Annotated in this window: 13 protein-coding genes; 5 read left to right on the plus strand and 8 right to left on the minus strand. The window is 64.4% G+C overall.

Annotated elements, in window-relative coordinates:
- The first annotated feature begins 3 nt into the window (after positions 1-3).
- The 4 genes from EV192_RS42750 to EV192_RS42765 all read left to right on the plus strand — a co-directional run bounded on the left by EV192_RS42750 (position 4) and on the right by EV192_RS42765 (position 5097).
- Complete coding sequence (locus EV192_RS42750; protein ID WP_132124450.1) at positions 4-1476, plus strand: DUF7782 domain-containing protein; 1473 nt, start codon at positions 4-6, stop codon at positions 1474-1476.
- A complete protein-coding gene (dtd, locus tag EV192_RS42755; protein ID WP_132124451.1) occupies positions 1473-1898 on the plus strand; it encodes a D-aminoacyl-tRNA deacylase in 426 nt (141 codons plus the stop codon). The genes EV192_RS42750 and dtd overlap by 4 nt, the downstream gene beginning before the upstream one ends.
- Positions 1899-2147: 249 nt before the next feature.
- Complete coding sequence (locus EV192_RS42760) at positions 2148-3128, plus strand: sigma-70 family RNA polymerase sigma factor (RefSeq protein WP_132124452.1); 981 nt, start codon at positions 2148-2150, stop codon at positions 3126-3128.
- A 310-nt stretch (positions 3129-3438) separates the two neighbouring features.
- Positions 3439-5097, plus strand: coding sequence for a fumarate hydratase (locus EV192_RS42765; protein WP_132124453.1), 1659 nt, complete (start codon positions 3439-3441; stop codon positions 5095-5097).
- Between the two features lie 508 nt (positions 5098-5605).
- Here EV192_RS42765 and EV192_RS42770 read toward each other — a convergent pair.
- Complete coding sequence (locus tag EV192_RS42770) at positions 5606-6472, minus strand: nuclease (protein ID WP_132124454.1); 867 nt, start codon at positions 6470-6472, stop codon at positions 5606-5608.
- Between the two features lie 129 nt (positions 6473-6601).
- The gene (locus tag EV192_RS42775) at positions 6602-6892 is read right to left on the minus strand and encodes a hypothetical protein (RefSeq protein ID WP_132124455.1); all 291 of its coding nucleotides are present in this window, start codon (positions 6890-6892) and stop codon (positions 6602-6604) included.
- 318 nt (positions 6893-7210) lie between these two features.
- Here EV192_RS42775 and EV192_RS42780 point away from each other — a divergent pair, with 318 nt between their 5' ends.
- The gene (locus EV192_RS42780) at positions 7211-8383 is read left to right on the plus strand and encodes a DUF222 domain-containing protein (protein ID WP_132124456.1); all 1173 of its coding nucleotides are present in this window, start codon (positions 7211-7213) and stop codon (positions 8381-8383) included.
- A gap of 125 nt (positions 8384-8508) precedes the next feature.
- Here the strand turns inward: EV192_RS42780 and EV192_RS42785 are convergent, their stop codons facing one another.
- The 6 genes from EV192_RS42785 to EV192_RS42810 all read right to left on the minus strand — a co-directional run bounded on the left by EV192_RS42785 (position 8509) and on the right by EV192_RS42810 (position 15107).
- The gene (locus EV192_RS42785) at positions 8509-9648 is read right to left on the minus strand and encodes a hypothetical protein (protein ID WP_132124457.1); all 1140 of its coding nucleotides are present in this window, start codon (positions 9646-9648) and stop codon (positions 8509-8511) included.
- The gene (locus EV192_RS42790) at positions 9642-10901 is read right to left on the minus strand and encodes a glucarate dehydratase family protein (RefSeq protein WP_207926680.1); all 1260 of its coding nucleotides are present in this window, start codon (positions 10899-10901) and stop codon (positions 9642-9644) included. The genes EV192_RS42785 and EV192_RS42790 overlap by 7 nt, the downstream gene beginning before the upstream one ends.
- Before the next feature lie 121 nt (positions 10902-11022).
- Positions 11023-11928, minus strand: coding sequence for a 5-dehydro-4-deoxyglucarate dehydratase (locus EV192_RS42795; protein ID WP_132124459.1), 906 nt, complete (start codon positions 11926-11928; stop codon positions 11023-11025).
- A gap of 25 nt (positions 11929-11953) precedes the next feature.
- On the minus strand, positions 11954-12841 hold the full coding sequence (locus EV192_RS42800; protein WP_132124460.1) for a carbohydrate ABC transporter permease: 888 nt from the start codon (positions 12839-12841) through the stop codon (positions 11954-11956).
- Positions 12838-13737 (minus strand): carbohydrate ABC transporter permease, encoded by a 900-nt coding sequence (locus EV192_RS42805; RefSeq protein ID WP_207926643.1) that lies wholly within the window; start codon positions 13735-13737, stop codon positions 12838-12840. Before EV192_RS42805 ends, EV192_RS42800 begins: the two co-directional genes overlap by 4 nt.
- 59 nt (positions 13738-13796) lie before the next feature.
- Complete coding sequence (locus tag EV192_RS42810) at positions 13797-15107, minus strand: sugar ABC transporter substrate-binding protein (protein WP_207926645.1); 1311 nt, start codon at positions 15105-15107, stop codon at positions 13797-13799.
- Positions 15108-15291: the final 184 nt, after the last annotated feature.

The following is a 15291-nucleotide window of genomic DNA, read 5'->3' on the forward strand; positions in this document are numbered from 1 at the left end:
CACGTGGCCGACGATCTCTCCCCGGAATTCTGTGCCGCGCTCCGCGAGGCGTTCGAACGCGCCGGCTACGACGCCGACAGCGTTCTTCGGCTGCTCGGCGAGTCCGCCCACGCGGCCCTCGGTCGCGGCGAGCCTGAGCCCGCGCGCCGTGCGAGCAGGGATGCCGGCCCGCTCGGCACATTGGTCAGGTTGTTTCTGACCGCAGACGAACTGCCCGAACGGGAGGTGCGTGCCGCCCTTCCGTGGCCGTCCTCGGTGGCGGCCGGGCTCGTCCGGGTCGACGGCGACCGGGTGCGTGCGGGTCTCGACGTGCGACCTTTCGGTGACCACCAGGGTTCCTGGTGGGTGTTCGCCGACCTGGACGCCGAGTTGGGCGGTGAGGTGCGCGCCGACCATGTCCTGGGGATCGGACACGCGTCGCTGAGCCTCGCCCGCGCAACCATCCGACGCACCGTGGGTACGGTGCTCGACCTCGGCACCGGTTCGGGAGTCCAGGCCCTGCACGCCAGCAGGCACGCGACCAGGATCACAGCGACGGATGTGTCCGCGCGGGCGCTCGCCCTGGCTTCGGCGACGTTCCGCATCAATGAACTCGATGTGGAGACCCGGCAGGGCTCGTGGTTCGATCCGGTCGTCGGGCGACGCTTCGACCAGGTCATCTGCAATCCGCCGTTCGTGGTCGGGCCGTCAAGGATCGACTACACGTACCGCGATTCCGGGCTCGCCGGTGATGACGCGAGCGCGCTCGTGGTCGGCGCACTGCCCGAATACCTCACCAAGGGAGGAATCGGCCAGCTCCTGGCCTCCTGGCTGCACCTGCCCGGCCAGGATTGGGCCGAACGCGTGTCGTCCTGGCTGCCGGGCGGCGTGGACGCCTGGTTCGTACAACGGGACGTGGCAGAGCCGGACTTGTACGTCGGAACATGGCTGAAAGACGCCGGAATCGACCCACGCTCGGCCGCGGGATCCGCTCGGGCGTCGGCGTGGCTGGACTGGTTCGCGGAGAACAAGGTCGAAGGGGTCGGCTTCGGGTTCGTCACCATCCGGCGAACCGACGGCGAGCCCCGGATCGTGTGCGAGGACCTGCGACACGCGTTCGACGACCCGCTCGGGCTCGAGGCCGCCGGCTGGCTGGACCGGATCGACTGGCTGCGGGCCCACTCGTCGCCGGACGCGTTGCTCGGCGCCCGGCTGAAGGTCGCGGACTCCGTGGTGCTGGAAGAGGTTTCCGGTCCCGATGACGAAGGCTGGGAGGCGATCGTTCGGCGCCTGCACCTGACCAACGGACCCGGTTGGCAGCACGAGGTGGACGAACTGGTCAAGTCGTTGCTCGCCGGCTGCCGTGGGGTACTGCCGTTGGCCGACCTGTTGGACCTTTTGGCCGCCGCGCATGGTGTGCCGACCGACGCGCTCATCATCGCCGCCTTGCCATTGGTCGACGAACTCGTCCGGCACGGGATGCTGGAGCCGGCGTGAGGGCGGTCGCGGCGCGCGTCACGAGCGCGAGCGTAACTGTGGACGGACGGGTCGTCGGCGCCATCAAAGATCCGGGGCTGTTGGTATTACTCGGCGTACATGTGAGTGATACGCCCGAAAAGGCAGCCACAATGGCCCGGAAACTGCACGAACTCCGGATTCTTCGGGACGAGGAGTCATGTGCGTCATCTGGCGCACCACTTCTTGTCGTGAGCCAGTTCACTCTCTACGGGGAACCCCGTAAGGGTCGTCGGCCCTCGTGGACCAATGCCGCCCGACCGGAACACGCCGAACCGCTGGTCGAGGCGGTGGTGGTCGAGCTGCGCGGTCGTGGTGCGCACGTGGAAACCGGCGAATTCGGCGCGATGATGTCGGTCGCCAGCGTCAACGACGGGCCGTTCACGGTGCTGGTTGAAATCTGAGGACGTTCTCAGCCGGACACTGTGGACAGTGTGTCACCGGACATCCCAGTCTCTCAGGAAAACCTCAGGTGCTGGCACGCAACCGCCCGTTGAGGTGTGACGTCATCCAGTTGGGGAAAGCGGGAACGAATCTCGACTCGGCCACGTTTTCCCTAGTGTCCAACCAACGGGCTGCAGGGTCCCACCCGGACCGAGGTCGCGTGGGTGTGACGCGATTACAGCCAGCCCGAGACAGGGGGAGGGAGTCCGATGACCGTCCCGCAGACGGTGGACCAGGAGGTTCCTGACGCCACCATGGAACTGGATCTCGACGCGCAGGGGCCGGCGGCGGACCTGGTCCGCGTCTACCTCAACGGAATCGGCAAGACGGCGCTGCTGACGGCGGCCCAAGAGGTGGAGCTGGCCAAGCGTATCGAGGCGGGGGTCTTCGCGCAGCACATGCTGGAGAGCAACCCACAGCTTCCGGCGCAGCGCAAACTCGAGCTGAAGTCACTTGTCGGCGACGGGCATGTCGCCAAGAACCACCTGTTGGAAGCGAACCTGCGCCTGGTCGTGTCGCTGGCCAAGCGTTACACCGGCCGCGGCATGCCGTTGCTCGACCTGATTCAGGAAGGCAACCTTGGCCTGATCCGCGCGGTGGAGAAGTTCGACTACACCAAGGGGTTCAAGTTCTCCACGTACGCCACGTGGTGGATCCGGCAGGCCATCACCCGGGGAATGGCCGACCAGGGTCGCACCATCCGGCTGCCCGTCCACCTGGTCGAGCAGGTGAACAAGCTGGCCCGGATCAAGCGCGACCTGCACCAGCAGCTCGGTCGCGAGGCCACCACGGACGAACTCGCCAAGGAGTCCGGACTGAGCCCGAACAAGGTGGCCGACCTGCTCGACCACGCCCGGGACCCAGTCAGCCTGGACATGCCGGTGGGCGCCGAGGAGGACGCCCCGCTGGGTGACTTCATCGAGGACTCCGAGGCCACCGACGCCGAGGGAGCGGTGATCTCCGGCCTGCTGCAGGACGACCTCCGTCGTGTCCTCTCGACGTTGGACGAGCGCGAGCAGCATGTCATCCGGCTCCGGTACGGGATCGATGACGGCCAGCCGCGCACGCTCGACCAGATCGGCAAGCGGTTCGGGTTGTCCCGGGAACGGGTGCGGCAGATCGAGCGTGAGGTCATGTCGAAGCTGCGCCAGGGTGAACGAGCCGAGAAGCTCCGCGCTTACGCGAGCTGATCGTGACACAGGTCACCCAATTGGCACTGTCATGACGTGACATGGGTCACGATACTTAGGCGGAACAATCGATAGCTACGCGGCGCGTACGAAGAGAAACAGTGCGTAGTCGCTCTCCCCGGAAGGTCGCGGCGGTCGGGGGCTGGCGCGGCCTTCCGACATGCTCCGCACGTCACAGGTGGCGGGATCATAGGGGTGCGATTCTCGCCGCCTCGTGACGCGCGGTTCCTCGTGCGGGGCTCACATCAGGCGGTTCTCCGTCGGGCGGTAACGTCAAACCTTGTTCCCACCCGCGCGCAAAGGAGCCCGCGTGACCGCCACCACGTTCCAGTACACCGACGTGCTCCCGCTCACCCCGGACAACCACACCGAATATCGGTTGGTGACCGCGGACGGTATGCGAGTCGTCGAGGCCGCTGGACGCCGCTTCCTGGAGGTCGACCCAGCGGTCCTGACCCTGCTCGCCCGCGAAGCGATCAAGGACATTCAACACCTGTTGCGTCCCTCCCACCTCGCTCAACTGCGCGCGATCGTCGACGACCCCGAGGCTTCCGGCAACGACCGTTTCGTCGCGATGGACCTGCTGCGCAACGCCTGCATCTCCGCCGGTGGCGTGCTGCCGATGTGCCAGGACACCGGAACCGCGATCGTCATCGGGAAGCGCACCGAGGGAGTCCTCACCGGCGGCACCGACGAAGAGGCTTTGTCCCTGGGGATCTTCGATGCCTACCAGCAACTGAACCTGCGGTACTCCCAGATGGCCCCGGTGAATTTCTGGGACGAGCGCAACACCGGCACGAACCTGCCAGCTCAGATCGAGCTGTACAACGCTCCAGGCACAGACCCCCGCTATGACCTCCTGTTCATGGCGAAGGGTGGCGGCAGTGCCAACAAGACCTTCCTCTATCAGGAGACCAAAGCGGTTCTGAACCCCAACCGCCTAGCCAAGTTCCTTGACGAGAAGTTGCGCAGCCTCGGCACCGCCGCCTGCCCGCCGTACCATCTCGCCATCGTCGTCGGCGGTCTGTCCGCCGAACAGAACCTCAAGACCGCCAAGCTCGCCTCCGCCCGGTATCTCGACAATCTGCCGCTCGAAGGCTCTGCCCTCGGTCACGGCTTCCGTGACGTCGACCTGGAACAGCAGGTCCTGGAAATGACCAGGCAGTTCGGCATCGGCGCCCAGTTCGGCGGCAAGTACTTCTGCCACGACGTACGCGTCATCCGGCTTCCCCGCCACGGCGCCTCGTGCCCGGTCGGCATCGCCGTTTCCTGCTCAGCCGACCGCCAGGCCAAAGGCAAGATCACCGCGGACGGGCTGTTCTTGGAACAACTGGAACGAGACCCAGCCCGCTTCCTCCCTGAAATCCAGGGCGAAGACCTCTCCGAAGAGGTCGTCCGGATCGACCTCACCCGACCGATGGCCGAGATCCGCTCCACCCTGTCCGCGCTCCCGGTGAAAACACGCCTGTCCTTGACCGGTCCACTCGTCGTCGCCCGCGACATCGCTCACGCCAAGATCAAAGAACGCCTCGACGCGGGCGAACCCATGCCGCAGTACATGCGTGACCACCCTGTGTACTACGCCGGCCCAGCCAAAACCCCCGAGGGATACGCCTCCGGCTCCTTCGGCCCGACCACTGCCGGGCGGATGGACTCCTACGTGGCCCAGTTCCAGGCCGCCGGCGGCTCACTCGTCATGCTCGCCAAAGGAAACCGGTCACGCCAAGTGACCGACGCCTGCCAATCTCACGGCGGCTTCTATCTCGGCTCCATCGGTGGGCCGGCGGCTCGATTGGCCAAGGACTGCATCCGCAAGGTCGACGTCCTGGAGTATCCGGAACTGGGGATGGAAGCGGTCTGGACGATCGAGGTCGAAGACTTCCCCGCGTTCATCGTCGTTGACGACAAAGGCAACGACTTCTTCGCGGAAACCTCCGCCCCGACGCTACAGATCTCCTTCCGCAAGTAACCGCTCGCCGCCGTCTACGCCCACGTACTGATCCAGCTGCTTCTCCAAAACGGCTACATCCACGTTCCCTGAACAAGCGGATGGGCGAAGGCGACCGCAGGCTCAATCGCCGCCCTGAGCCCGGCGTTCAGGTGGACTGGCCTCGACCGTGGCCCGGCGAGGCCCTCCACCACTCAGCAGCCTGCCCGGTGCCTCCCCTGGAACCACCTTGGAGGTACATCACCAACCTGCGCTCCCGGCGGCCGCTGAGGGGATTCGCCCTGATGACCCGAGTGTCCAGAACTGCACCGAGATCCACAGGATCACCTGAGTCGGCATCCCAATACGCGAACTGGCCCCAGGAGACCTCAAAACGTTCCCGGGGCATCTCGACCTTCCAGACGAATCGTCGTGATCATCTAGCCAGAAAGGTTCACGTCGCGTCGTGCGGCAACAAGTCGTCTCCCTGTTGTCACCACTGGGCCAACTGCGCTCCGGCTTCCCTGCGCACGACCACAACAGCTCAACCTCACCGTTCGTCGAAAACGATGTCCTCCGGCGGCACCGTCATCCGCACCGTGTTGTCATCGATCACCTGAACAACGGTGTCAAGGCCGGTCGAATGCCCGGTGGACACAATGAACAGTCGGTCGTCTCGTTGGGCCAGGAAGGCAGGGAACCCCGCGAGCGACAGGTCACCGTCATTCAGCGCCAGATAGTCGGCCAGGCGACGGAACAGCTTCGGTAGCACCACCACGTCGTCGAACAACGAACGGGCGGTCGCGACAGCGGCTCCGCTCTGCGTCCGATCGTCCGGCCACAGGCCGAGATCCTCTGCTCGGGCCGTCTTGGCCGCCTCCGTCAACGCGGTCCGCAGATCAGGGAACAGCTTCCGGTAGAAGGTGGGATACGCCAACCCACGCGCGAGCTGGTGGTAGTTCACGGTCCGTTGAAGGAGCGCGGCGTCGACAAAGATGTTCGTGCCACTCTTGACAGGCGCATGGCCCTTGCCCGCAAAGGAAACACAACGGCCGTAGACGTCCGCGGTGCGAGTCAGGATGTATCCCGTAACCTGCTCGGGGTCACTTCCTGTCACCGTACCGTGGTCGTTGCGAACCACCTTCGTGAAGCCGAGCCATTCCAGCAGCTCACTCGCGGCCGCCTCCCCGAACCGACGCGGCTGGTGCTGTTCGCCGGCTTTGGTCAGGAAATGGGTCTCCAACGCGTCGATGGCGTCCAATCGAAGCTGGGCCCCTCCGCTCGCGTTCCGCTGGACCTTGTGCGGACCACCAACGCGGTCCCACTCGGCTGGATCGTTCGGGTAGAAGCGGACCGAGTCCCCGTCCGGACTGGCCCCGACTATGCGATAAGTGCCTTCGATCACCAGCATGGCCATGGTGACTCTCCCTCGGCTGATACTCCCCTGTACTCGGACGTATCGGCCGCGCGGCACTTTGGTTAGGGACGTCACCCGTTCGGCCCAATGGAGAGCCCGGCCGGTGGGGCAGACCGACCGGGCCGGCTTCTAGTAGGTCCGCTTCTGGTAGTCCAGCACGACGGTCCGCTCGCCGAGCGGAGCGTTGAGCGTCACGATGAACGACGGGTAACGAATGTCCATCGTGCACATTTGCTGCTTGGCCGGGGTTGACTCGACCATGGTGAGCGCGACCTGCTGATCAGTCTGCGCGGCGATCTCCACACTGGCCTTACTACAGCCGCCTTCCTGCGCGACCAGGCCAATCCGAGTGCCGTTTCCCTCTGTCCACACTTTTCTCGGATACTCCTCGGGCAGCTTCGTGACATCGAGCTTCGTCACCAACTTGGCCCCGCTGGGCAGTTCGCCGGACGACGGCTGTGCGGCCGAGGGCGCCTCAGAGGGCAGTTCCGATCGCGACGGGCTCGAGCCGGCCCCGTTCGTAACCCCACACGCGGCGCTCAATGCGAGCAAAACCCCGGCTCCGAGAGTGGCTAGACGGCTCATGTGACTGGGACGGCGCCAGCGCACCCGCAGGTTGCATGATCCCGCCAGACCACCCGAATCAGCACCCGGCCACAGACAGCAACAAGATCCACCTTCGAGTGAAACCCAACAAAACCCCTACTCAACCCACCCCCACAAAGATAACTTGAACGCATGTGCGAAACCAACCCACCCCAAAAACCCGAACCCCACGCCGACCTCCCGGTCACGGACATGACCGCCGAGCAATGTCTGGAGGTCATCACCCATGCCGAGAGTATGAAGTCTTACTACGACAGTAAGAAGGCAGCTGCACTCGCCCGCTTCGCCGAACTTCGCCCATCCTCCAGGCCTGGAGTCGCTCTCGCCGATGGAGCACGAGAGGAAGTCGCCATCGAAGTCGGTGTCACTCCACAGGCCGCGGCCGCGCAGATCCTGCAGGCGCAGAGCCTTGTCAAGCGTCTGCCGACCACCATGGCAGCCCTGCGGACCGGAAGGATCGACTATCGACGGGCGCTGACCATCGACGATCTCACCAGTGGAATGTCCGACGAGGACACTCACGCAGTTGAGGAGCGCGTGTTGGCGGGCGGCCGACGATCCAACCCGACCAAGTTCCGAGACGCGGTCCGATACCAGGTCATCAAAGCCGATCCGGAGGCCGCGGAGCGGCGTCGCGCGCAGGCTCGTCAGCAGCGAAACGTCACGTTCCGACCGAATCCCGACGGCATGGCCCAGCTGACCGCGTATTTGACGAGCGACGAGACCCTCGCCGCACACCGGCGGATCACGGCACTCGCCCGGACCTTGCAAACGCCAGAGCGAACGCTCGCGCAATGCCGTGCCGACGCTCTGATGGATCTGATCCTCGGCAAGGAGAAAGAGACCGGGCCCGACGTCCACGTGGCGATGAACGTCACGGTCCCGATGACCACGTTGATGGGCCTAAATGAGCAGCCAGGCGAGCTGGCGGGCTACGGCCCCATCACCTCCGAGCATGTTCGCGAACTGGCTCAGAACGCCGTGTGGCGGCGGTTCATCACGGACTCCGTCGGGCGAATCGTGGAGATCAACTCGCGCGGCTACTTCTCACCGTTCTTGCAGGAATTCGTCCAGGCCCGCAACCGGTTGTGCCGGGTAACCGGTTGCGGCCTGCCTGTGCCGGAGCCGAACGAGACGGGGGCCGTCGATCGACTTCCGGTGTGTGTGCACCACATTCGAACGCTCGATCGGCCCGACAGGTATGCCGTCGTAGTGACTCAGGAGCACGACACCGTCTCTGTTCGAACCAATGCCGCTGCACGCCTACCTACCGTTCCAGAACCAGCTCATGGGGCGGCTGCCTGACCAGCCGGCCATGTGGGCCCATCGCTCCATCGACCAGATCCCGGCCGACACGTCGTCCAACGCGCGGAACACCTGGGCTGAGATCGCGCGACACCAGCGAACCTCTCCATTCCAAGTCACACTGATCACCGCGAGTGGAGCCCAGCGATCGCATCGCGAATCGCATCGAGCCGAGCGGCGGACGCCAGACCGGCGTGATAGAGATGGAACTCCTCCACGCCTTCTTCGGCAAGAGTACGCATTTCAGCGAGTATCGCCTGTCCATCAACGGGTTTAGGAGGTAGTGCCAACACGTATCCGGCAATCCGTGTCTCTGGCGCGAGCTTGCGCAGGGCACGGATGTTGGGAGCGCTCGCGGCCGGACCGGGCCAGCACATCGCCACCAACGCATCAACCTCCACACCAACCTCGGGAGCGACGGTTGCGAAGGGCCCTGTCCCCCATGGATCCGCCGTCGCATGCACGATCACACGAGTTTCAGGCGCCAGCGACCGAATCCGTCCGACGAGAAGCTTGCGCAGGTCACTTGCGACACTTGTGCGTGCTTCCATCACCCAGTCAGCCAACGGCCCCAGCACAGAAATCACACTCTCCGGCTCCGACGCGTCGACAGCCGCCCTGATCCGGGCACGCAATGCCGGCGCGTCGGAATACCGATCCACACATCCATCGCAGAAGCAGAGTGAAAGGAGTTGTTGCCGTACCAACCCCCAGTCGCCGCCTTCGGTCTTCTCATGATGACCGCCATGTACGAAGCCAAGCGGACCACAAGCCTCAAGCACGATGCCGTCAGGCTTGCCCACTTCCACGATCTCTTCCACCAGTGTCTGGCAGTACTCTGCCACGTCGGCATTGGCCGGGCACAGCGCATACGGGTACCTGTCACCAAAGGCGTTGACCACAGTGAGGTCAGGATGTCTGTCGCCCAACAGACTGGAATGGGTGAGCACTGTCCACGCATACACGGGCAACCCGGCCGCACGGAGGGAGTCGCGAGCCACCACAAACGACGAATCGCCTACCCACGATGGCGAGGCTGGTCTCAACCGCCTTCCCCGCCATGCTTCCTCCCGTATCGGCAGATAGAACGCAGCATGGCGGGCATCGATCAGTCGATGTTCGGGATGAGCCGGCGTAACAGCCCTGACGGTGTGATACGAAGCGGCCAAAGCGACAGCGTCGACACCCAGTCCCGCGATGCGCTCCGGCGCATCCGGATCCCCGACCACATCCCATGGGTAGACATGAGCGACCGTGTTCACCACCGAGGACGCTTCCTTTCGTACGTAGGCTCGAACTTCCTCATGTACCCCGTGTCGTCTCGCTGAACGAGGCCGCACGTGCGGTAGTTCTCAGCCAGCCGGCCCAGTACATCTCGGTCAAGCTCGATGCCCAGCCCAGGCCCGGCCGGCACAGCGACCGATCCGTCGACGAAGGACAGAACACCGGGTACCACCACATCGTCGGCCGCGTTCCAGGGGTAGTGAGTGTCGCAGGCGTAGTTCAGGTTCGGCGTCGCTGCGGCCAAGTGCGTCATCGCGGCCAGGCTGATGCCCAGGTGCGAGTTGGAATGCATGGACAGGCCGATGTCGAAGGCTTCGCAGATCGAGGCCAGATGTGCCGATCTTCTTAGGCCACCCCAGTAATGATGGTCGGACAAGATGACCTGCACCGCGTTCACCGCGACCGACGGCGCGACATGTTCGAAAGACACGACACACATGTTGGTGGCCAACGGCATCGGCGCCTTCGCGGCGACCTCAGCCATCCCCGCGATCTCCGGCGTTGGATCTTCCAGGTACTCCAGTACACCGTCGAGGTCTTCGGCGACCTTGAGCGAAGTCCCTGGTGTCCAGGCAGCGTTCGGGTCCAAACGCAGAGGCGTGTTCGGGAACGCGTCCCGAAGCGCGCGGACTGCGTCGACCTCTTGCTCGGGCGGGAATACTCCGCCCTTCAGTTTGATCGAACCGAAACCGTACTGGTCAATCAGTTGCCTTGCCTGGCTGACGACACCAACAGGGTCGAGGGCCTCGCCCCACTGGTCGGGCTCCGTACCCGGGTGCCCGGCCCACTTGTAGAACAGATAGGCACTGTAGGGGACGGCATCGCGGACCGCACCGCCCAGCAAGTCCACCACCGGGCGACCGACGGCTCGACCCTGGATGTCCAGACAGGCGACTTCGAACGCCGAATACACTCGGTCGACTGTGCCGGGGGCGGAGATCTTACCGGTCAGTCCGTGCTTGTCGTCGCCAGTTTGGCCACGGAGCGCCGCCGCGACACGCTGATGCATCGGGCCGAGTTCATAGGCGTCCAGTCCGACAAGTGCGGGCGCAACGGTTCGCAGACGTTCAAGGTGCCCGATGTCGCCGTATGTTTCGCCGATACCGCAGATGCCCTCATCGGTGTGTATTTCGACGATTGTGCGTAGCGCCCATGGTTCGTGCACGCCGGCCGAGTTCAGCAGCGGTGGGTCACGGAAGGCAATAGGTGTGAGGACGACATCCGTGATCTTCAGTCTGGAACGTCCGGATGTTGAGGCCGGCGCCACATTGGCGGTCAGTTCAGTCGGTTCAGTCGGCGCGAGCGGTTCAGTCGGCGCGAGCGGGTTGCTTGAGTTGCTTGCCTCGGACATCACTTCATGCCTCCAGCGTCGCACGTCCGGCTGCGATGATCCGGTCCAGCTCGGCCAAGTGCTCGGGCGTGGGGTCGACCAGTGGCGGGCGCACCCCGCCGACGTCCAGGCCGGAGCGAACTACGGCGGCTTTCACCAATGACACCGCGTAGCCGGGAACCTTGTCGCGCAGCTCCACCAGCGGCAGGTAGAAGTCGGTCAGCAGACGGGTGGTCAGTTCGGCGTCGCCCGATTGGACTGCGTTGTAGAAGCCGAGCGAGATGTCAGGTGCGAAGCAGAACACTGCCGATGAGTACAGCTCCACGCCGATTCCGCGGTATGCGGGCACCGTCAGTTCCGCTGTCGGTAGGCCGTTGAAGAACTGGAACGGCTTGTCCACACGGGACCGGATCGCCAGTACTATGCGCTGCATGTGGTCGATGTCGCCGAGGCCGTCTTTGAGTCCGATCACCTTCGGCAGGTGGGCCACCTGCACGGCAGAGTCCGGCGTCAGGATGGCGTTGTTGCGCTGATAGACGATCATCGGCAGGTCGGTCGCAGCTGCCACTTCTTCGACGAAACGGACCAGACCGGTTCCTGGCGAGGACACCAGATAGGGCGGCATCAGCAGCAGGCCATCCGCTCCTGCTCGTTCGGCCGCGATGGCGAACCGTTTGGTGATCGGCAGCGCTCCGCCAACGCCCGCGAACACAGGTACCCGGCCCGCGGTCGCCTCGACGGCCACCTTTACGACGCCCTCGAACTCGTCGACGTCGAGCGCGTTGAACTCGCCAGTACCGCACGCCACGAAGACCCCGCCTGGTCCGGCGGAGACGCCATGCTTGACATGCTCGGCCAGCACGTCCTTGGCGACCGCGCCGACGGAGTCGAAGGGAGTCACCGGGAAGAACAGCACTCCATCCAGTTGCATACCTGACCTCAATCTCGACCGGCGATCAACCCGTGACCGCGCCTGTGGTTATCCCACGGAGGAACGACTTCTGCAGGGACAGGTACACGACCAGGCTCGGTACCAACGCGAGCAACGCCCCCGCCAACACGATGCCCGGCCCCACCTCGAAGTCCGACCGCAGGTCCGCCAACGCGACGGTGAGCGTGTAGTCGGACGGATCGTCGGCGACGATCCGAGGCAAGAGGTACTGGTCCCAGATCATGGTGAAACCGAACACCGCGATCACAGCCAGCGCCGGTCGGCAAAGCGGCAGGATGATGCGGGCGAAGGTGCGTAGTTCGCCGGCGCCGTCCACTCTGGCCGCCTCCTCGAGCTCCACTGGAATCTCCTTCATGAATTCGGTCATCACGAAGATGGAGAAACCCCAGGCGCCCAGCGGGAGGATCACCCCCAGGAGGGTTCCCCTGAGGTTGAGGTGGACCACTGGCAGGTCGCCGACCACCAGGGACAGTGGTATGGCGATGACTTCCTCTGGAAGCATCATGGTGGTCAGGATCAGGAGCAACACGATGGCCTGACCGCGGAAACGTTTGCGAGCCATGGCGTACGCCGCGAACACGCTCACGAGCAACTGCAGCAGGAGCCCACCACCGGCGATGAACAGAGAGTTGGCGAAGTAGCCCCAGATGTTCTTGTGGTTGCCTTCGATGAAGTTCTGCACGGTCGGGTGATGCGGGATGACGGCCAGCTGTGTCGGGTCACGATTCACGTCGAACGCACCGGAGAAGATCGTGATCAGCGGACCGGTGAACAACAGGATCACGATCGCGCACAGCACGATCCGAGCGGTCCGGCTGGCCCAGGCGTTACGCGCGGTCGACCAGCCCAGGGCAGTGTCCAGTCGGGACGACACACCGGCGGAGCGGCTCATCTCGCCTCCCTTGCCCGACGCCACACCTGCACGATGACGGTGAGGGCGAACGTCACCAAGAACAGCATGACGGAAGCCGCGGACGCCACTCCGATGTCGTTCTTCTCGAATCCTCGAGAGAACACCGTGGTCATCCACACCGAGGTGGCACCCGCGGGACCGCCTCCGGTCAGTACGTAGACCTCGGTGAAGACTCGCAGGCCCCGGATGGCGGCCAGAGTCAGCAGAATGGTCACTACCGGCCGCAAGGCCGGCAGGGTCACATACCAGAGACGTTGGAAAACGTTCGTGCCGTCGATGGCTGCGGCTTCGTACTGCTCACGAGGGATGCTGGCCAGACCGGCCAGGATCAGCACCATGTCGTACGGCGCGTTCTTCCAGATGCCCACGAGCATGACCGAGATCAGCGCGCTGTTCGGGCTGTCCAGAAACTGCGACGGACCCAGCCCGATCCAGGACAGCACGTGGTTGGCGAAGCCGTTGGGGTCGGGGAAGTACAGCACCCGCCAGATCTCGCCGATCACGGCGGTGGCGGCGACCACGGGCAGGAACACCGCGGATCGCACGAACCACAGCGAACGCGCTTGGCCTTCCAGCAACAGTGCCAGGAAGAAGCCGACGACCATCGACCCGAGAGTCTGACCGAACGCCAGGACCAGGGTGTGGACAGCAGAGTCCTGGAAGGCGGCGTCGTTCAGCACCGTCGCGTAGTTCTTCATCCCGACGAAGATGTCGCCAAGAAACGGCTGCACCTTGTACAGGCTCAGCCGAATGCCCTCAGCCATCGGAATGAACTTGAAGTACAGGAACAGCAGCAACGCGGGAGCCAGGAACAGCCACGGAACCAATGCCGGCGTCCATCCGCGGCGGCGCCGGCGGGTTCGGGAGGTTGACACGCCGCCATCCCGGGTGGACGTGGTCGTGCCCGGGATGGCGGTGGCTTCGCGGGCAACCGTCACTGCGCGATGCCCTGGTTGGTGAGTTCCTTCTTCAGGTTTCCTGCCAGCTTGGTCAATTCAGTCCGGGTGTCCGTACCGCAGGCGAAGATCTTGCTCAGTGACTCTGACGTCTGCTGGCGGAACGGCTGGAAGTTCGGTACTCCGGGGAACGGTCGCCCACTGGTGGCGTAGACCTGCGCGGTTGTCGCCCAGCGGTCGTCCTTGAGCACATCCTTGACGTCGACGGTCTTGTTGACCGGCAAACGGACAACCGGTGTCTCACCGGACTGCACAGTCATGCCCATCTTCTGGGTTTCCGCGCTGAGCATGAACTCGGCGAGCTTCTTCTGACCTGCGGGGTTCTTGGAGCCGGCCATGAGGTACAGGTCGTCGCCCTCGCCGAGCACGGTGTCGCCCCTCGGGCCTTTGGGCGCCGGGATGACCTCGTACTTGTCTTTACCTAGACTCTTGTCGAACCGGCTGAACAGGTACGGGCCGGTCATGTAGATCCCGACCTTGCCGGTCTCAAACAGCGGGTGCGCGTCGTTCGTACTGAGGGTGAGCGCGTTCGGGTTCATGACCTTGCTGTCGCAGAACAGCCCGCGAAGCCACTCCACGGAGCTGACAGTGTCGGGAGAGTCCACGCCGACTGTGAACTTGCCGGTGCCCGCGTTGGCAAGCACATCGCCTCCGCCTTGCCAGATGTAGCTGGAGGCCCACCAGTAGGTGTAGCCGCGGTCGGTGGTCGCCGGCGCGAGCATGCCGTATGTGTCGGCCTTGCCGTCGCCGTCGGGGTCCTGGGTGGTGAACGCCTTGGCCAGGTCGGCCAACTGATCCCACGTGGTCGGCACGGGCTTGCCGAGTTTCTCGCGCCAGTCCTTCCGGATCAGCGTCACCATCGCCTGCGACGACCAGGGGATCGCGTGGTATTTGCCATCGGATGTCTGCGCGTTGCCCCAGGCGCGGTCGGTGACATCACCCGAGCCCGCGATCGAGGTCCGGTCGATTTCCGGAACCAAGCCCTGTTGTGTGTACACGCCCAGTGAGCCGGTGTCGGTCACCACCGCGTCAGGCAGGTTCTTCGCCGTCGCCCGCTGCTGGATCTGCTTGTCGAAGTCGGTGTAGACAGCCTTGTAGTCGACCTTGATCCCGGTCTTCTGGGTAAAGGTGTCGAAGATCCTGGTGTAAACCTTTGCAGAAGAGTCCTGGCTGCGCGTCCAGACCTCCAGCGGCGCGTTCGGGTCACCCTGCGGCGTGGAGGAGGACGTCGATGTGCCACATCCAGCCAGCACCACGCCCGCGAGGGCGACGGCCGACAGCGAAGACATGACTGACCTGCGGGATAAGCGCGAGACTGCGGTGTCCGGCATAGGACCACTCCAGCTACTGGTGGTGGCTATTTTTCACATATGCGAAGTCCGATCGTACTTGTGAACCCGCAGCCGGACTGTAAGAATCGTCAGGACTACTGTCAAGGACGTGTGACGGGGTTGTTGCCAAAGGAGGACGCAC

This window comes from Actinocrispum wychmicini (assembly GCF_004345645.1).
GTDB classification, from domain to species: domain Bacteria; phylum Actinomycetota; class Actinomycetes; order Mycobacteriales; family Pseudonocardiaceae; genus Kibdelosporangium; species Kibdelosporangium wychmicini.

What these genes read in the sequence shown, in the direction of transcription:
- EV192_RS42780 (WP_132124456.1), top strand. Translation starts at nt 7,211, where the DNA reads ATGTGCGAAACCAACCCACCCCAAAAACCCGAACCCCACGCCGACCTC.
- EV192_RS42800 (WP_132124460.1), bottom strand. Translation starts at nt 12,841, where the DNA reads ATGAGCCGCTCCGCCGGTGTGTCGTCCCGACTGGACACTGCCCTGGGC.
- EV192_RS42760 (WP_132124452.1), top strand. Translation starts at nt 2,148, where the DNA reads ATGACCGTCCCGCAGACGGTGGACCAGGAGGTTCCTGACGCCACCATG.
- EV192_RS42810 (WP_207926645.1), bottom strand. Translation starts at nt 15,107, where the DNA reads ATGTCTTCGCTGTCGGCCGTCGCCCTCGCGGGCGTGGTGCTGGCTGGA.
- EV192_RS42795 (WP_132124459.1), bottom strand. Translation starts at nt 11,928, where the DNA reads ATGCAACTGGATGGAGTGCTGTTCTTCCCGGTGACTCCCTTCGACTCC.
- EV192_RS42770 (WP_132124454.1), bottom strand. Translation starts at nt 6,472, where the DNA reads ATGGCCATGCTGGTGATCGAAGGCACTTATCGCATAGTCGGGGCCAGT.